Origin of the sequence: Rhodoblastus sphagnicola, from assembly GCF_002937075.1 — a bacterium.
Taxonomy (GTDB): Bacteria; Pseudomonadota; Alphaproteobacteria; order Rhizobiales; family Beijerinckiaceae; genus Rhodoblastus; species Rhodoblastus sphagnicola.
In genome coordinates, this window is sequence record NZ_NHSJ01000126.1 from 57,681 (window position 1) to 74,800 (window position 17,120).

The window sequence follows — 17,120 nt, forward strand, 5'->3', positions numbered from 1 at the left end:
GGAGAGCGGATGATGCGTTACGAGGGGACGTCGCCGTCAGGTCAGCTTTTCATTTCTCGATCTGCTGATAGCTCACCTTGCCATCGGCGGCCTTGCGCCATTCATAAACCGTGTAATCGGCGCGGGTGATGTCGCCCTTGGCGTCGAACGACAGATCGCCGATCACGGTCGAAAACGGCCCGGAGTCGTGCAGAGCCTTGGCTACGGCGGTCGGGTCGGCGGTTCCGGCCTTTTCGATCGCCTGTTTCAGCACTTGCACGGTCGCGTAGGAATAGAGGGTGTAGGTCTCGGGATTGTAGCCCTTGGCTTCAAAAGTCCTGACCACGGCGGCGGCCTCGGGGCGCTTGCGCGGGTCCGGCGGGAAGGTCATCAGCGCGCCCTCGACGCCCGGCCCGGCGATGGAGGCGAATTCCTGGCTGGCGATGCCGTCGCCGCCCATCAGAATGGCCTTCACCCCCTGGTCGCGCATCTGCCGCACCAACAGGCCGCCCTCGGTGAAATAGCCGCCGAAGAACACAATGTCCGCGTCCACCGACTTGATCTTGGAGACCATGGCGGAATAATCCTTCTCGCCCTTGTTCAGCCCCTCGTAGATCACCTCCTTGATCCCGGCGACGGCGAGCGCCTTGCGCGCCTCATCGGCGAGACCCTTGCCGTAAGTGGACTTGTCGTGGACGATGGCGATCTTCTTGCCCTTGGCGTGGTCGGTCAGATATTTCGCGGCGACGGCGCCTTGCTGGTCGTCGCGCCCGCAAGTGCGAAACAGCAACGGCATGTTGCGCTCGGTGATCTGCGGATTGGTCGAGCCGGGCGAGATTTCGAGCACGCCGGCCTCGTTGTAGACTTCCGACGCCGGCATGGTCACCGCCGAATTGAAATGGCCGACGACGAAGCTCACGCCCTCGCCGACGAATTTGTTGGCGACCGAACGCCCCTGCTTGGGTTCGCCGGCGTCGTCGCCGACCGAAATCTGGAATTTCTGGCCAAGCACGCCGCCGGCCGCGTTAATGTCGGCGACCGCCTGTTCCGCGCCATTCCTGACCTGGGCGCCAAAGGCGGCGTCCGATCCGGTGATCGGACTGCCCACGCCCACAATGATCTGCGCGCGGGAGGGGCCGGCGAGCAGGACCGCCAGAAGGCCGAGGGCGAGGCCGGCGAAAACGTGCTTTCTCATGAGGACTCCGGGCGAAGGCGATGAGCAACCAAACTTGGCCGATCTTGCCGTCTGCCCGAAGGTTTGTCGATAGCCTTGGCGCCCTCAGTGGGGGGGACGGAGGCCTCCCTGGGGGTGTCCGCCGCCATGAAAGCCGCCGCCCCCATTAAACCCGCCGCCGTTGAAGCCGCCGTGATGGGGGCCTCCGCCCCAGCCATGACGGCGCCAGCCGCCGCCATAATAGCGACCGCCGCCATAATAACCGCCGCCGCCATAATAGACGGGGTCGCCGCCGTAATAATCGTCATCGTAACGGCGGCAGCCGCCGTAGAGGCAGGGATTGGACAGCACGCCGCCGATCACGGCGCCGAACATCGCCGCGCCGGGATCGTAACCATGGCGGTAACGGCGGTGATGCCGATAGCCGCGATGATAATGGCGGTAATAGTGCCGGTGGGCATAGCGGCGGTAGTGCGCCGCCTCGACCGGCGCGGCCGTGCGCTCGATCGCGGCGGGCGCGATCGGCGCGGCGGCGACCGGCTCCATCAGGGTGAAAGCCAGCACGCCCGCCAGCACTGTCGAGAGCATACGCATGGACGTCTCCGTTTCTTGAAATGATGCGGAGCGATCAGGCGCGCCGCTGTTTCATGAAATAGAAATGGGAAGCCCGCGCTTTGGTTTCAATTCAACCAAGGATATTGCCGACGCATCATGGCGCGGCGCGCGATCGCCCAGGAGGCGCCCTGCACGGCGAGGCTCCAGCCATAGGCGGCCAACGCGCCCAGCGGCGCGAGCGGCTCCTGGAACAGCGACCAATGCAAGAAACGAATAGCCGCAGCCAGCAAAAGCCCATAGAGCGGCAGCAGCGCAGGCGACTTCCAGGCGCGGGCCACCGCGCGCCCGGAGGCGAAACTGGCGAGTCCGCCGAGAACCAGCGTCACGCCCACGAACACCCGCCAGTCGCCGATGACGAAACTCAATGCGCGCCCCCCTCAAGATAGGCCGAGCGCACTTTTGGGTCGCGCAGCAGGTCGGCGCCCTTGCCGGACAGGGTGACGGCGCCGTTGACCAGCACATAGGCGCGATGCGCCAGTTTCAGCGCGTGATGGGCGTCCTGCTCGACCAGAAACACGGACAGGCCCTCGACCTCGTTGAGCCGCTTGACCGTCTCGAAAATCTGCTTGCACACCAGCGGCGCCAGGCCGAGCGACGGCTCGTCGAGCAGCAGCAGCTTGGGATTGCTCATCAGCGCGCGCGCGATCGCCAGCATCTGCTGCTCGCCGCCCGAAAGCGTGCCGCCGCGCTGGCGCAGCCGCTCTTTTAAGCGCGGGAAAATGCCGAAAACTTTCTCCAGATTGGCCTCGAAGCCTTCAAAGCCCGCGACCGCCGCCCCCATTTGCAGGTTTTCGAACACCGTCATGCGCGAAAAAATCCGCCGCCCCTCCGGCGATTGTGCGATGGAGAGCCGCGCGATCTCGTGGGTCGGCATCTGCGTGATGTCCCGCCCATCGAACAGGATTTGGCCGTCGCGGGCGCGCGGCGCGCCAAAGATCGACATCATCAAAGTGGATTTGCCGGCGCCATTGGAGCCGATCAGGGCGACGATCTCGCCCTTTCCGACTTCGAGATCGACCCCGCGCAAGGCTTGCACCGCGCCATAGAAGGCGGTGAGGCCGGAAATCGACAGCAGCGCGGTCATGTCGCGTCGCTCCCCGTCTTCGCGGACTCGGCAAGCGCGGCTTCGGCCGCCGGCTCGTCGGTCTCCTCGACGCCAAGATAGGCGGCGATCACGGCGGAATTTTCGCGCACCTCGACCGGCGAGCCGTCGGCGATCTTCTGGCCGTAATCCAGCACCACCACATGGTCGGAAATCCGCATCACCACGGACATGTCGTGCTCGATCAAGAGGATCGAGGTCTCGCCCTCGTCGCGGATCGCGCGCAGCAAATCCGCGAGATCGCGCGATTCCGTGGCGTTCAAACCCGCCGCCGGCTCGTCGAGGCAGAGCAGGGCGGGGTTTGTACACATGGCGCGCGCGATTTCGAGCCGGCGTTGGTCGCCATAGGGCAGTTCGCCGGCGGGATCGTCGGCGCGACCTGTCAGGCCGATGCGCTCCAGCCAGCCCGCCGCGCGGTCCACAGCCGCCCGTTCGGCGCGCCGCCACGAAGGCGCGCCGAGCAGGCCCAGCACCGAAAAACCGGCGGCGCGCGACAGGCTTCTGCCTTGCGCGATCATCAGATTTTCCAGCGCGCTCATGCCCTGGAACAGCCTGATGTTTTGGAATGTGCGGGCCAGCCGCGCCTTGCGCACGATCTCATGGTCGGCCATGCGTTCGAGCAAAAACGTGTCGCCGTCGCTTTTTCGCGCCGAGCGGGTCAGGCGTTCGATCTTTTCCGCATCGAGCCGCTCGGGCGAAAAGGCGATGCGGCCGCTGGTCGGTTGGTAAAAGCCGGTCAGGCAGTTGAACAGAGTGGTTTTTCCCGCGCCATTGGGGCCGATCAACGCGGTAATGTCGCCGCGCCCGGCGGCAAACGAGACCTCGTTGACGGCGACGAGCCCGCCAAAGCGCATGGTGAGCGCATCCACGCGCAGAATCGGATCGTCGATCCAGCGCGCGCTCATTTCGCCGGCTCCGGTCCGAGTCTTATGGTCGGCTCTCGCGTGGACACCAGCCCGCGCGGCCGGAAATTCATCATGCCGACCATGGCGAGGCCGACCAGCAGCATGCGATATTGCGCGGGATCGAAATCCTCCCCGAACACGCTTTTCAAAAAGGTCAGCTCGCGCAAAAGCTCGGAGGCGCCGACCAGAAACACGGCGGCCACGGCCACGCCGAGTTGCGAGCCGCCGCCGCCCAGCACGACAATGGCGAGGATCAGCGCGCTTTCCGAAAAAGTGAAGGCCGACGGCGACACGAAACCCTGCCGCAGCGCGAACAGGCAACCGGCCACGCCGGCGAAAAAGGCGCCCAGCGCGAAGGCGGTGAGTTTGATGTTGGCGGTGTCCAGCCCAAGCGCCCGGCAGGCGATCTCATCCTCGCGCAAGGCCTCCCAGGCGCGGCCCAGCGGCAGGCGGCGCAGCCGCAGCGAGACGAAATTGGCGGCCAGCGCCAGAACCAGCACCAGATAATACAGGAAAATCGGCTTGTGGACGCCGGCGAACGGCAAGCCGACATGGGCGGCGAAACCGCGCGGTCCAGGTATGAAGGGCAGGCCGAAGAAATTCAGGCCGGGAAAGCCGAACAGCCCGGCCTCGCCATGGGTGACCACATCCCAGTTGATCAGCACGATGCGCACGATTTCGGCGAAGGCCAGCGTCACAATGGCGAGGTAGTCGCCGCGCAGGCGCAAAACCGGGAAGCCGATGCAAAAGCCCCAAAAGGCGGCGAGCAGGCCGCACACAGGCAGCAGCGCCCAGAACCCGAGGCCGGTGGCGGGGGCGATCAGGGCATAGGCATAGGCCCCCACCGCATAAAAGGCGGCATAACCGAGATCGAGCAGGCCGGCGAGGCCGACCGTGATGTTCAGGCCCCAGCCGAGCAGCACGTAGATCAGGATTTGCACGCCATAAGTGTCCACCCACTTGAGCGCGGCCTGCGGTCCAAGCGCGCCGACAATGGCGATCGGATAAACCACGAGCACGGCGAGCGCCACCGGCCCGAGCCAGCCGGGCTTGCGCCAGATTCTTTCCCGCGCAACCGCTTTGGCCGCGCCGCCGCTCCATAGCGCCAGGGCGAAGCGCAGCACGAAGGCGGCGAGGCAAAATTCGAAAAACAGCGGCCAGCGCGCCTGCAACATCAGCGCATTGTTGAAGTCGGGCTCGGCGCGATAGGCGATGATGGGAAAGCCCAGACCCGCGACGACCAGCGTGGCCCAAGCCGCCTCGCGCGCGGCGCGAAAAATGTGATCCCCGCGCGTCACGTCAAACCTTTTCGACATCGGGGCGGCCCATCAGGCCTGAGGGCATGAAAATGAGGGTGATCGCCAGCACGGAAAAGGCCGCGACATCCTTGTAGTCGCTGGAGAAATATTGCCCCCACAACGTCTCGATCAGGCCGATCAGCAGCCCGCCGAGCACGGCGCCGGGCAGCGAGCCGATCCCGCCCAGCACGGCGGCGGTAAAGGCTTTTACGCCCGGCACGAAGCCGTCGGAACTTTTCACCACGCCATATTGCAGCAGGTAGAGCGAACCGGCCACCGCCGCCAGCGCCGCGCCGATGACAAAGGTGAGCGCGACGGTGCGGTTGACGTCCACGCCGAGCAAAGCCGCCATTTTGGCGTCCTGTTCACACGCCCGCTGCGCCCGCCCGAGCGCGGTTTTCTGCACCACGAACCAGAAGGCGGCGAGCAGCGCGCCGGTCACCGCGACAATGAGAATCTGCTTGTAGGACAGGGTGACGTCATAGGCGCCGCCTGAGGTGATCTTGATCACGTCGTCCCACATCGGCGGGATGCTCTTGTTGTTCGGCCCCTGCGTCACCGTGACGAAATTGGCGAGAAAGGTGGACATGCCGATGGCCGAAATCAGCGGCGCCAGCCGGAACGAACTGCGCAAGCGCCGATAGGCGACCCGCTCGATGGCGTAGTTCCAAAGGGCGGTGAGGGCCATGGAGGCGACCATCGCCGCCACGAAGGCGGGCGCGGCGGCAAGCCCCAGCATCTGCGTCAGCAGCAGAAGCAGCAGCAGGGCGATGAAGGCGGACAGCATGAACACGTCGCCATGGGCGAAATTGACCATGCCGATAATGCCGTAAACCATCGTATAACCAATGGCGATCAGCCCGTAGATCGAGCCGAGCGTTACGCCATTGATGATCTGTTGCAGGAAGATTTCCATTGCGCCGCCGGATTCGCTTGGGGTGACGCTAGCAATCGGCGCGTCCTGCGGCAATAGCGGGCGGGCTGCCGCCCGTCGGAGCGAAAAAGGCGCATTTTTGGAGGCAAGCATGAGCAATTCGACGTCAACCCCGCGCATCATCGCCGAAAACGCGGTTTCTATTCCTCCACGCGCGAAAAAATCCAATTATCCCGAGCCTTTCGCCAGTCGGATGCAGGGCCGGGAAAAACGCGCGCTCGGCGATTTTTTCGGCCTGACCCGATTCGGCGTCAATCTCGTCACGCTCGCGCCCGGCGCGGAATCCGCCCTGCTGCATCGCCACAGCCGGCAGGAGGAATGCGTCTATATTCTGGACGGCCATCCCACGCTTGTCACCGACGCGGGAGAATTCCCGCTCGCGCCGGGCATGTGCGCCGGTTTTCCCCCCGACGGCGTCGCCCACCAACTGGTCAATCGGGCCGCGCGCCCGGCGGTCTATCTGGAAATCGGCGACCGCCCGCCCGGCGACGAGGCCTCTTATCCCGTCGATGACCTCGCCGCGGAGCAGGCGGACGACGGGCGCTGGCGGTATCGTCACAAGGACGGGCGGCCCTATTGAGTCAGCCCCTTTGTCGCCGGGCGCGCGCGGTGCTACAGCAAGCGCGGCACATCGAGGGAGGCCCGCATGATCGACCCCAAAGACTATCGCGACGCCATGAGCGCGCTCGCCTCGCCGGTGCATATCATCGCCACTGACGGCAAGGCCGGACCGGCGGGCCTGACGGTGACGGCGCTGGCCTCCGTCACCGATTCCCCGGCGACGCTGCTCGTCTGCGTCAATCGCGAAACCGCGTCCGCGCCGCGCTTCATCGACAACGGGTTTTTCACCGTCAACAGTCTCGCCGCGCAGGATCGCGAACTCTCCGACATTTTCGCCGGCCGCACCGACGAGCATTTTGAAAAGAAATTCACCCACGGCCTGTGGAAGCGCAGCGTGAACGGCCAGCCGGCGCTGCTCAGCGCGCTCGCCTGTTTCGAATGCAAGCTGACGGAAGTGAAGGACGTCGGCACCCACCACATCTTCTTCGGCGAGGTTTTGGCCGTCGCCCGTCCGGCGGCGGGACCGAGCCTGATTTATCACCACCGCGCCTATGGGCGGGTCGGGGACTAAGCTTGCGCGGCGCCGCGCAAGTTTTAAGTAGGGGCCGTGATGTAAAGCTTGAGGGCGTATCCGGCTTTGGCGCGAAATTCGCCACTGGGGTCGCGACGCGCGGAAACAGCCGGATCGCCCCGATGAACGCCCAAAACAGCGCTGAGGTTATCGCTTTTCCCAAAACCACGGCCCGCTCAGCCGCCCGGCTGTTCGCCTTCGACGAACCGCCGACGGTCGAAACCCTGCTGGACCGCTGGCGACTCGCCGACAGCCTGTACCAAGGCGCCGTCGCCGAGCAGGCGGGCAGGGCGGTCTGGGCCAGGCCGCCCGCCGGTCTGAACGCGCTGCGCCAGGCGGCGGACTATTTCTGGGAGCGGTGCATGGAGCGGGTCGCGGTCGAAACCGTTTTCGCGGCGCTGCAACGCAGCGGCGCCGACGCCGCGCTGAAGACGCGCGTGCGCGATCATTTCAGCGCTTTTTGCCATTCGCTGTGACAGTCAATGTGACGTGACTCATTAACCTTTCCATTCGTTCACCAGTTTTCTTCAAAGTCGATCAATACCCCGGCGCTTAACTGATCTCCACTGAAGGAGTTCCCGTTGATGGCGTCCGGAAACCTGCCCAAACACACGCTTTACGGCTTCGAGCCGGCGAGCGACCGGCGCGGACTGATCGCCTCCCTTGCGCAAAACGCCGAGGCGATGGTTCCGGGAAAAGTGCGCCAGTTGCGCCGCGCTTTGTTCGAGGACGAGGTTTTGGCGCGCCCCGAGGCGGAAGCCCTGTTCGCGCTGGAGCGCGCGCAAAAAGGCCGGGCCGGCCGCGACTGGACCAAATTCTTCGTCGAAACCCTCACCGACCATCTGGTGTGGCGGGGACAGCCCGGAAAAATCCTCGATCACGAAACCGCGCGCTGGTTGATCGTCGAGGCCGACCGCAATCTCACGCCCGCCGTTTACGCCCTGCTCGCCCATGTGCTCGCGGAGGCCGAAAGCGCCCCGGCCTGGTTCGTCGAGGCCGTGCGCGCAAGAGGCGAGGCGGACCCGGTGCGCGCCGCGCTGGCCTGCGCGTAAGCCCATTGGGCCTGCGCGTAAGCCGAATGACTAACCTATTTGCTATGACCGCCGAGCTTGGCGGCGCTGGACGCGCGGTCCCGCTTCTCCTAAAAGGCCCGTTCCAAACGTCTCTTTGAGAGCGGAAACCCGTTCGTCCGCACCGGGGCCAAAATGTTCAAGAAAATACTGATCGCCAACCGTGGCGAAATCGCCTGCCGCGTCATCAAGACCGCTCGCAAGATGGGCATAAAGACGGTCGCCGTCTATTCCGACGCGGACAAGGACGCGCTCCATGTCGATATGGCCGACGAGGCCGTCAACATCGGCGCGCCGCCCGCGAGCGAATCCTATCTGGTCATCGACAAGATCATCGACGCCTGCAAGAAGACCGGCGCGGAGGCCGTGCATCCCGGCTACGGCTTCCTGTCCGAGCGCGCCGCCTTCGCCGAGGCGCTGAAGGCCAACGGCATCACCTTCATCGGCCCCAACGTCGGCGCCATCGAGGCGATGGGCGACAAGATCGAATCGAAGAAATTCGCCAACGCCGCCAAGGTCAGCACCGTCCCCGGCTATCTCGGCGTGATCGAAACCCCGGAAGAGGCGGTGAAAATCGCCGACGGCATCGGTTATCCGGTGATTCTCAAGGCCTCCGCCGGCGGCGGCGGCAAGGGCATGCGCATCGCCCACAGCCGCGATGAAGTCGCCGAAAGTTTTGCGCGCTCCAAGTCGGAAGCCAAGAGTTCGTTCGGCGACGACCGCGTGTTCGTGGAGAAATTCATCGTCAACCCGCGCCACATCGAAATCCAGGTGCTCGGCGACAAGCACGGCAATTGCATCTATCTCGGCGAGCGCGAATGCTCGATTCAGCGCCGCAACCAGAAGGTGATCGAGGAGGCCCCGTCGCCGCTGCTCGACGAGGCGACCCGCAAGAAGATGGGCGAGCAGGCCGTCGCGCTGGCCAAGGCGGTGAACTACGATTCCGCCGGCACGGTGGAGTTCGTCGCGGGACAGGACAAGTCGTTCTTCTTCCTGGAAATGAACACCCGCTTGCAGGTCGAGCATCCCGTCACCGAACTGATCACCGGCATCGATCTCGTCGAGCAGATGATCCGAGTCGCGGCGGGCGAGGAACTCACCATCAAGCAGAGCGACGTCAAGCTCAACGGCTGGGCGATCGAATCGCGCATTTACGCCGAGGACCCGACCCGCAACTTCCTGCCCTCCACCGGCCGTCTGGTGAAATACCGCCCGCCCAAGGAAGGCAAGTGGGACGCGATCACCGTGCGCAACGACACCGGCGTGTTTGAAGGCGGCGAAATCTCGATCTATTACGATCCGATGATCGCCAAGCTGGTGACTCACGCCGGCGACCGTCTTGTCGCCATCGACGCGCAGGCGCGGGCGCTCGACGCCTTCGTCATCGACGGCATCCGCCACAACATTCCGTTCCTGTCCTCGCTGATGCAGCATAAGCGCTGGCGCTCGGGCAATCTTTCGACCGGCTTCATCGCCGAGGAATATCCCGACGGCTTCGCGCCGCTGACGGCGGAAGGCGAGGTCGCCCACCGCATGGCGGCGGTCGCGGCCTATGTCGACAATATCTACAACCAGCGCAAGCGCCGGATTTCCGGCCAGTTGAAGGTGCAAAAGCCGGTCAAGTTCCACGACGACCGCACGGTCGCGTTAGGCAAAGTGCAGTATCAGATCGAACTCGACGAGAGCGAGGGCGAGGGCGCGCTGCTGGTGCGCTTCGTCGAGGGCGGACAGGCCCACCGCCTCGAAACCAACTGGATTCCCGGCGATCCCGTGTGGAACGGCCTGATCAACGGCGTCGGTCATTCCGTGCAGGTGCGCGACATTCTCAATGGTTTCCTCATCTCCCACGCCGGCGTGACGGTCGAGGCGCGCACCTTCACCCGCCGCGAGGCCGAGATTTACAATCTCATGCCGGAGAGGAAGCCCGCAGACACCTCGAAAACCCTGCTGTGCCCGATGCCGGGCCTGGTCAAGGCGCTTTACGTGAATGTCGGCCAGGAGCTGAAGGTCGGCGACCCCCTCGCCATGGTCGAGGCCATGAAGATGGAAAACGTGCTTCGCGCCGAGCGCGACGTCACGGTCAAGGCGCTGAAATGCAAGGAAGGCGATTCGCTCGCGGTTGACGCCGTGATCATGGAATTCGCCTGATTGAGCGACCGCGCCCTTCCTGCCCGGCAATCGGGGGCAGGAAGGGCCGCGCCGTCACCCCCGCCCGCGATAGCTCGGCGCCCCCTGGTCCGGCAGCCATAAGCCCTTGGGCGGTTCGCCGGTCTGCCAGAATACGTCGATGGGCATGCCGCCGCGCGGATACCAGTAGCCGCCGATGCGCAGCCAGCGCGGTTCGAGCGCGCTCACCAGATCCTTGGCGATGCGGATCGTGCAGTCCTCGTGAAAGGCCCCGTGGTTGCGGAACGAGGTGAGATAAAGCTTGAAAGACTTCGATTCGACCAAAAACCTGTCCGGCGCATAATCGATCACGAGATGCGCGAAATCCGGCTGTCCCGTCACCGGGCACAGCGAGGTGAATTCCGGCTGGGTGAAGCGCGCGAGATAGACCGCGTCCGGATGCGGATTGGGAACGCGGTCGAGTCGGGCCTCATCGGGATTTTTTGGCGTCTGGGCCTGCGCGCCGAGCAGGCCGGCGCCCTCATGTGTTCTCACCATGTGCAACCTCTTCGTGCGCGCAGCATTAGGACAGGCCGGCGCCGCCCGGCAAGGGCATTGCTTAGCGGCAATCCCCTCTTTTTTCTTTCACGCAATTCGCCTATGACGCTTGCGGAAAGCCGTTGCGCGAAAAAATCAGAGGAAAGCCAGATGACCGAGATTATCGACATTGCCGCCCGCGAAATCCTCGATTCGCGTGGCAATCCCACCGTGGAAGTCGATGTGACCCTGGAAGACGGCTCGTTCGGCCGCGCCGCCGTGCCTTCCGGCGCCTCGACGGGCACGCGCGAAGCCGTGGAGCTGCGCGACGGCGACAAGTCCCGCTACGGCGGCAAGGGCGTGCTCAAGGCGGTGGAAGCCGTCAACGGCGAAATTTTTGACGCGGTTTCCGGCCTCGACGCCGAGGATCAGGTCGGCATCGACCAGGCCATGATCGAACTCGACGGCACGCCGAACAAGGAACGCCTCGGCGCCAACGCCATCCTCGGCGTGTCGCTGGCGGTCGCCAAGGCGGCGGCCGAAGCCGCCGGCCTGCCGCTCTATCGTTATGTCGGGGGGACGCAAGCGCGCGTGCTGCCGACCCCGATGATGAACATCATCAACGGCGGCGCCCACGCCGACAATCCCATCGACTTCCAGGAATTCATGATCATGCCGATCGGCGCCGATTCCATCAGGGAAGCGGTGCGCTGGGGCGCGGAAGTGTTCCATACTCTGAAGTCGGCGCTGAAGAAGGCCGGCCACAACACCAATGTCGGCGATGAGGGCGGCTTCGCCCCCAACCTGCCGTCTGCGGAAGCCGCGCTCGACTTCATCGTGAAGGCTATCGAGACAGCCGGCTTCAAGCCGGGCCAGGACATCGCGCTGGGACTCGACGCGGCGGCGAGCGAGTTCTTCAAGGACGGCGCCTATCATTATGAAGGCGAGGGCAAGGTCCGCTCGATCCAGCAGCAGGCGGAATATCTGAAAAAGCTCGCCGACGCCTATCCGATTGTCACCATGGAAGACGGCAACGCCGAGCAGGATTGGGAAGGCTGGAAGATCACCACGGATCTGATCGGCAAGCAGGTGCAGATCGTCGGCGACGATATTTTCGTCACCAATGTCGCGATTCTGAGCGAAGGCATCAAGAAGGGCGTGGCCAATTCGGTCCTGATCAAGGTCAACCAGATCGGCTCGCTCACGGAAACGCTCGCTGCGGTCGACATGGCGCACCGCGCCGGCTACACCGCCGTGATGTCGCACCGCTCCGGTGAAACCGAAGACGCCACCATCGCCGATCTCGCGGTGGCGACGAACTGCGGCCAGATCAAGACGGGATCGCTGGCCCGCTCCGACCGGTTGGCCAAGTACAACCAGTTGATCCGCATCGAGGAGGAACTGGGCAATCAGGCGGTTTACGCCGGCCGCGCCGCTCTGAAGGCGCTGGCTTAAGGCCGCCCATCGCCGCAGGCCGGAGATGCAAGACGAGTTGGACGAGGACGATGCGGACCCGGTCCGCATGCGTCATCGCGATCTCGAACGGATCGCCAACGCCGCCTTGCGCGTCGGCCGCGCGCTGATGGAATGCGGCGCGAGCGTCAGCGTCACCCGTCTTGGGGTGACGATGACGGCGCGCGGACTCGGCGCCGGCATTATCGGCGTGCGCGTCGGCTATGCCTCGATCGGGCTGACGGTCTCAGCCGAACAGACCACCATCACGCGCATGATTTCGGTTGGCGGTCTCGGCGTCAATCACCGGCTCGACATGGCCGTGCGCGCGTTGGCCGCGCGCGTGGCGGAGAAAGGCGGAACGGTCGCCTCGGTCAATGGCGACCTGGATCGCCTGATCCGCGAAACGCCGCGCCACCCCATCTGGCTGGTGGCGCTGGCGACGGGGGTCGCCTGCGCCGCGTTCGGACGCCTGCTCGGCGTCGACGGGCAGGCCTTCGCCGCTGTCCTGCTCGGCGGGACGGTCGGGCAAGACCTGCGGCGCCGGTTGGCGGCGCGCGGCGTCAACCCTTTCGTCATCGCGGCCCTGGTCGCCTTCGTCGCCGGTTCGATCGGGGGCTGGGGCGCGCGTCTGCTCGGATCGGCCAGCGTCGACATGGCGACGATCGCGGCGAGCCTGCTGCTGGTTCCCGGCGTCCCCGCGACCAACGCCCAGACCGACATCATGGAGGGCTATCCGACCGTCGGCAGCGCGCGGGCGGTCGCGGTGGGCATGATGATGATTTTCGCCGCCACCGGCATCTGGTGCGCGCAGGGCCTTCTGCGAGCGGGCGCATGATCGACCTGGCCGCGCAAGCGCGGATCGTCCTGCATCAGGCGTTTTTCGGCGGCCTCGCGGCGGCCGGCTTTGGCGTGCTGTTCAATTTCGGCCCGCGCAGTCTGGCGCTTTGCGCGGGCGCGGGCGCGTTCGCGCTGGCCGTTCGCACGCTTGGCCTGGACGCGAACTGGACTCTCGAAGCCGCGACCTTCGTGGCGGCGCTGGCGACCGCCAGCGTCGCCATGATCGGCCTGCGCGGCATTGGCGCGGCGGCGCAGGCCATCGCGCTGGCAGGCTGCATCCCCATGGTGCCCGGCGCCTTTCTCAACGAGGCGCTGCTGGGTTTCTTCACGATTTCGGCGTCCGAGGCGGTCAACGCCGAAGCGGCCATCCTGCCTTCGCTTCAGGCGATGCTGCGCTTCATCTTCACGCTCGGCGCCATCGGCGCCGGACTGGCGATCCCGTCGCATCTCGCGCGCCATCGCGGCTTCTGACGCCGCTTGCGCTCCGATTCGGCGCGCCGCCCGGGCGAAACGCGCAAGCGCCGATCAGAACAGTCCGGCGATCCGCGCGAACATCAGGCGCACACTGTCCTGACAGGCGGCGGCGGAGAGAATCAGCAGGCCGAGGGCGACCATGCCGACGACGAAGCCGCCGTCGCCGCGTGCGTCCAAATGGTCGCGGCGGACGGTGGCGGGGGCGCCGCGCCGGATAGGCGCCTTGTGTTCGACCGAAAATCCCAGGGACGGCATGACGGACTCCCATTTTTGGCGATGTCCGGGGGAAATTGTATCAAAATGGAACAGTCGCCCCCGGTTCCCCTCAACATTTCAAGTTTGGCGCCGCGCGGGGCGGCGCGCATTAACCCGCGCCTAACCAAAAGGCGCGAGAATGCGCCATGGTCGTTCGCACGCGTCTCGCCGCCATCCTCATCCCCTTGGCCTTCTACGTCTTCTCCGGCGTGGTCGGGTCTTATTTCGTTTACCACGCCGCCCACGGCCAGCGCGGCCTTGAGGCTGACGCGGCCACGCGCAAGGAAATGGCCGAGATCGAGTCCAGGCTGAAGGCGGTGCGCGCCGAGGAAGACTATTGGCGCAATCGCATCGCGCTGCTGCGCGGCCCGGAGATCGACCGCGACCTGCTCGACGAACAGGCCCGCACCCTGCTCGACCATGTCGGCAAGAGCGACCTGATGATCTTCCTGCCCACGGTCAGCGCGGAGACCACAGGCGCCACCACCCGTCGCTGAGGCCCTCTCGCATTTCCCCGCGCTTCTGTTACGCTTTCGTAAGGAATCGAGGCTGACGCCGCTTGGGGAGGGAGAATGGCGATGCAACCGCATGGCGGCGCCGGGCGGGCGGAATTTCTGGCGTGCGACCCGCTGTCGAGCTTTCGCGCGATGCTGTTCCTGCGCCGCTTCGAGGAAAGGGCCGGGCAGATGTTCGCCATGGGCCTGATCGGCGGCTTCTGCCATCTGAGCATCGGCCAGGAGGCGATTGCGGTCGGCATGCGACAGGCGGCGCATCCGGGCGACCCGTTCATCGCCTCCTACCGCATGCGCGGCCATTTGCTCGCCAGCGGCGCCGATCCCCGCGCCGTGATGGCGGAACTGGCCGGGCGTCGCGACGGCCTGTCGCGCGGCAAGGGCGGCTCCATCCACATGTTCGCGCCGGAACTGGATTTCTTTGGCGGGCACGGCATTGTCGCGGCCCAGGCCTCGATCGGGACCGGCCTCGCCTTCGCCAGCGCCTATCGCGGCGACGGCAAGGTTTGCGTCGCCTTTCTCGGCGACGCCGCCGCCGACCAGGGCCAGTTCGCGGAAAGCCTGGTCATGGCCCAGCGCTGGGCGCTGCCCATCGTCTATGTCATCGAGAACAACCAACCGCGCGACGGCTGGAATCGCCTCGCCCTGGCGGATCGCGGCGCGGCCTTCCGCATCCCCGGCGAGGAGATTGACGGCATGTGCCTGGCTTCCGTGCGCGACGCCGGGACGCGGGCGCTGGACTGGGCGCGGGCGGGCCATGGCCCCACCATTCTGGAAATGCGCACCGAGCGCTATCGCGGTCATTCCGAGGCCGAGCCCGGCAAATATCGCGGCGGCGAGAAAAAGGCCGCGCCTGCGCCCGACCCGATCGCGCGGTTGCGCGCGGAAATCGTCGAGGCCGGCCTCGCCAGCGACGCGGAACTGCGGCGCGTGGACGCAGAGATTCGCGCGCGCGTCGCCGACGCCGCCGAGGCCGCCGCGCGCGGCGCCGAACCGGCCGCCGCCGAACTCATGACCGACATCCTGCTGTGAGGCGCCGGCGATGATCACTCACGTGCTGATGCCCGCCCTGTCGCCGCAGATGAAGTCGGGAACGCTGGTGCGCTGGCTGGTGGAGGAGGGCGAGGCCATCGAGGCCGGCGACATCCTCGCGGACGTCGAGACCGACAAGGCGACCATGGAGGTCGAGGCGGCGGTATCTGGCGTGCTGCTGCGCATTCTCGTTTCCGAAGGCGAGAATGTCGCCGTGGGCGCGCCGATCGCCGCGATCGAGCCGACGCCTGAACGGCCCGCGCAAGTTCGCGCGCCCGAACCGGCGCGCCGGCAGCCCGAACCCGCGCCGGTCGCGCGGCTCACCGTGCGCGAGGCCTTGCGTCAGGCGCTGGCCGAGGAAATGCGGCGCGACGACAGCGTGTTCCTGCTCGGCGAGGAAATCGGCGCCTATCAGGGGACGTTCAGGATCACGCAAGGGTTGCTGGAGGAATTCGGGCCGAAGCGGGTGGTGGACGCCCCCATCGTCGAGCACGCCTTCGCGGGCTTGAGCGTCGGCGCGGCCTTCGCCGGGCTGCGGCCGGTGATCGAATTCATGAGCTTCAATTTCGTGTTGCAGGCGCTCGACCATATCGTCAATTCGGCGGCGAAGACCCTGTACATGTCCGGCGGGGCGCTGAATTGCCCCATCGTGTTCCGGGGTCCCAACGGCGCCAGCGCCCGCGTCGGCGCCCAGCACGCGCAGGATTTCTCCGCCTGGTTCGCGCATGTGCCCGGCCTGAAGGTGGTCGCGCCCTATACGGCCGCCGACGCCAAGGGCCTGCTCAAGGCGGCGATCCGCGACCCCAACCCGGTGGTTTTCCTCGAACATGAACGTCTCTACGGCGAATCCTTCGACCCGCCGGCCGATCCGGAAGCTTTGGTCGAGATCGGCGTTGCGGCGATCGCGCGGTCGGGGGAGGACGCGACGCTGGTGTCGTTTTCGCGCGGCGTCGCGCTGGCTTTGCAGGCGGCGGAACAATTGGCGGGGCAGGGCGTCGCCGTCGAGGTGATCGACCTGCGCACGCTGCGGCCGCTCGACATGGCCTGCGTGATCGAGTCCGTGGCCAGGACCGGGCGCTGCGTCGTGGTCGAGGAGGGCTGGCCGCAGGGCGGAATCGGCGCGGAAATCTCGGCGCGGCTGATGGAGGAAGCGTTCGACTTGCTGCGCGCGCCGGTGCGTCGCGTGGCGGGGCGGGATGTTCCGGCGCCCTATGCCGCCAATTTGGAAGCTCTGGCGCGGCCACAGGTCGGCGACGTGGTGGCGGCCTTGGAGTCCGTGCTTTATCTTTAGCGCCCGCTCCCCTATCACGCGCATCGAGACGCTGGCGCGCGAAAGGAAAATCGATGTCGCAAGAAAAGGTCGAACTCACCGTGCCCCCGGATGTCGAACAGCATGGCGGGGCGGAAATCCTGCGCCTGTTCATCTGCAACGGGGCGCTGACGCTGTCGATGCAGCGCGCCTTCGAGCAGCCGGACATGTGGGGCCGCCTGCTGGCGGAACTGGCCATGCAGGTGGCGCAGGTCTATGCGCACGAAACCGAGATGAGCGCCGAAGAGGCGCTCGCCGACCTGCGCGTCGCGCTGGAGTCCGGGCTCGACCGCGTGACCTTCGAGCCGCCGCCGATTAACTGATACGAAATCCGAATGATCCATTCGGATTTGGCATTCGGCTCGTGCGGAACTTCGCTTTCGTTTCAAGGAAT

Annotated in this window: 21 protein-coding genes; 12 read left to right on the forward strand and 9 right to left on the reverse strand. The window is 65.7% G+C overall.

From position 1 onward, the window contains the following. Positions 1-49 precede the first annotated feature (49 nt). The 7 genes from CCR94_RS20605 to CCR94_RS20635 form a co-directional block, all read right to left on the reverse strand. The gene (locus CCR94_RS20605) at positions 50-1,174 is read right to left on the reverse strand and encodes a branched-chain amino acid ABC transporter substrate-binding protein (RefSeq protein WP_104509753.1); all 1,125 of its coding nucleotides are present in this window, start codon (positions 1,172-1,174) and stop codon (positions 50-52) included. An 84-nt stretch (positions 1,175-1,258) separates the two neighbouring features. Next, positions 1,259-1,747 (reverse strand): hypothetical protein, encoded by a 489-nt coding sequence (locus CCR94_RS20610; protein WP_146090125.1) that lies wholly within the window; start codon positions 1,745-1,747, stop codon positions 1,259-1,261. Between the two features lie 86 nt (positions 1,748-1,833). Next, a complete protein-coding gene (locus tag CCR94_RS20615) occupies positions 1,834-2,133 on the reverse strand; it encodes a DUF6867 family protein (RefSeq protein WP_104509758.1) in 300 nt (99 codons plus the stop codon). Then, entirely contained in the window at positions 2,130-2,852 is a 723-nt protein-coding gene (locus CCR94_RS20620; RefSeq protein WP_104509760.1) for an ABC transporter ATP-binding protein, read from the reverse strand. Before CCR94_RS20620 ends, CCR94_RS20615 begins: the two co-directional genes overlap by 4 nt. Continuing rightward, a complete protein-coding gene (locus CCR94_RS20625) occupies positions 2,849-3,775 on the reverse strand; it encodes an ABC transporter ATP-binding protein (protein WP_104509763.1) in 927 nt (308 codons plus the stop codon). Before CCR94_RS20625 ends, CCR94_RS20620 begins: the two co-directional genes overlap by 4 nt. Further along, positions 3,772-5,091, reverse strand: a complete 1,320-nt coding sequence (gene livM / locus CCR94_RS20630) for a high-affinity branched-chain amino acid ABC transporter permease LivM (RefSeq protein ID WP_104509766.1) — start codon at positions 5,089-5,091, stop codon at positions 3,772-3,774. Before livM ends, CCR94_RS20625 begins: the two co-directional genes overlap by 4 nt. Beyond that, positions 5,075-5,989 (reverse strand): branched-chain amino acid ABC transporter permease, encoded by a 915-nt coding sequence (locus CCR94_RS20635; RefSeq protein ID WP_104509769.1) that lies wholly within the window; start codon positions 5,987-5,989, stop codon positions 5,075-5,077. Before CCR94_RS20635 ends, livM begins: the two co-directional genes overlap by 17 nt. 109 nt (positions 5,990-6,098) lie before the next feature. Here CCR94_RS20635 and CCR94_RS20640 point away from each other — a divergent pair, with 109 nt between their 5' ends. From CCR94_RS20640 to CCR94_RS20660, 5 genes are all read left to right on the forward strand, one after another. After that, a complete protein-coding gene (locus CCR94_RS20640) occupies positions 6,099-6,587 on the forward strand; it encodes a cupin domain-containing protein (protein WP_104509772.1) in 489 nt (162 codons plus the stop codon). Between the two features lie 66 nt (positions 6,588-6,653). Beyond that, entirely contained in the window at positions 6,654-7,139 is a 486-nt protein-coding gene (locus CCR94_RS20645) for a flavin reductase family protein (protein WP_104509775.1), read from the forward strand. 122 nt (positions 7,140-7,261) lie between these two features. Then, complete coding sequence (locus CCR94_RS20650) at positions 7,262-7,615, forward strand: hypothetical protein (RefSeq protein ID WP_104509777.1); 354 nt, start codon at positions 7,262-7,264, stop codon at positions 7,613-7,615. Between the two features lie 108 nt (positions 7,616-7,723). Then, positions 7,724-8,191 (forward strand): hypothetical protein, encoded by a 468-nt coding sequence (locus CCR94_RS20655; protein WP_104509779.1) that lies wholly within the window; start codon positions 7,724-7,726, stop codon positions 8,189-8,191. A 153-nt stretch (positions 8,192-8,344) separates the two neighbouring features. Further along, positions 8,345-10,357, forward strand: a complete 2,013-nt coding sequence (locus CCR94_RS20660; protein ID WP_104509782.1) for an acetyl-CoA carboxylase biotin carboxylase subunit — start codon at positions 8,345-8,347, stop codon at positions 10,355-10,357. 54 nt (positions 10,358-10,411) lie between these two features. On the opposite strand, the gene queF is transcribed toward CCR94_RS20660, so the two are convergent. Further along, positions 10,412-10,873 (reverse strand): preQ(1) synthase, encoded by a 462-nt coding sequence (gene queF, locus CCR94_RS20665; RefSeq protein ID WP_104509785.1) that lies wholly within the window; start codon positions 10,871-10,873, stop codon positions 10,412-10,414. Between the two features lie 150 nt (positions 10,874-11,023). Between queF and eno the strand changes: the two genes are divergently transcribed. The 3 genes from eno to CCR94_RS20680 are packed head-to-tail and all read left to right on the forward strand — an operon-like array spanning position 11,024 to position 13,615. Beyond that, complete coding sequence (gene eno / locus CCR94_RS20670; protein ID WP_104509866.1) at positions 11,024-12,307, forward strand: phosphopyruvate hydratase; 1,284 nt, start codon at positions 11,024-11,026, stop codon at positions 12,305-12,307. Positions 12,308-12,332: 25 nt separating this feature from the next. Then, entirely contained in the window at positions 12,333-13,142 is an 810-nt protein-coding gene (locus tag CCR94_RS20675) for a threonine/serine exporter family protein (protein ID WP_104509788.1), read from the forward strand. Next, a complete protein-coding gene (locus CCR94_RS20680; RefSeq protein ID WP_104509791.1) occupies positions 13,139-13,615 on the forward strand; it encodes a threonine/serine exporter family protein in 477 nt (158 codons plus the stop codon). The genes CCR94_RS20675 and CCR94_RS20680 overlap by 4 nt, the downstream gene beginning before the upstream one ends. Positions 13,616-13,669: 54 nt before the next feature. On the opposite strand, the gene CCR94_RS20685 is transcribed toward CCR94_RS20680, so the two are convergent. Then, positions 13,670-13,873 carry a hypothetical protein gene (locus CCR94_RS20685; protein WP_104509794.1) on the reverse strand — a complete coding sequence of 68 codons (204 nt, stop codon included), beginning with the start codon at positions 13,871-13,873 and terminating at the stop codon, positions 13,670-13,672. Positions 13,874-14,019: 146 nt separating this feature from the next. Here CCR94_RS20685 and CCR94_RS20690 point away from each other — a divergent pair, with 146 nt between their 5' ends. From CCR94_RS20690 to CCR94_RS20705, 4 genes are all read left to right on the forward strand, one after another. After that, on the forward strand, positions 14,020-14,370 hold the full coding sequence (locus CCR94_RS20690) for an FtsB family cell division protein (protein ID WP_104509796.1): 351 nt from the start codon (positions 14,020-14,022) through the stop codon (positions 14,368-14,370). A gap of 75 nt (positions 14,371-14,445) precedes the next feature. Beyond that, on the forward strand, positions 14,446-15,417 hold the full coding sequence (locus CCR94_RS20695) for a thiamine pyrophosphate-dependent enzyme (RefSeq protein WP_104509798.1): 972 nt from the start codon (positions 14,446-14,448) through the stop codon (positions 15,415-15,417). A 10-nt stretch (positions 15,418-15,427) separates the two neighbouring features. Further along, entirely contained in the window at positions 15,428-16,708 is a 1,281-nt protein-coding gene (locus tag CCR94_RS20700; RefSeq protein ID WP_104509800.1) for a pyruvate dehydrogenase complex E1 component subunit beta, read from the forward strand. Positions 16,709-16,761: 53 nt separating this feature from the next. Then, positions 16,762-17,049 (forward strand): DUF5076 domain-containing protein, encoded by a 288-nt coding sequence (locus tag CCR94_RS20705; RefSeq protein WP_104509802.1) that lies wholly within the window; start codon positions 16,762-16,764, stop codon positions 17,047-17,049. Positions 17,050-17,120 lie beyond the last annotated feature (71 nt).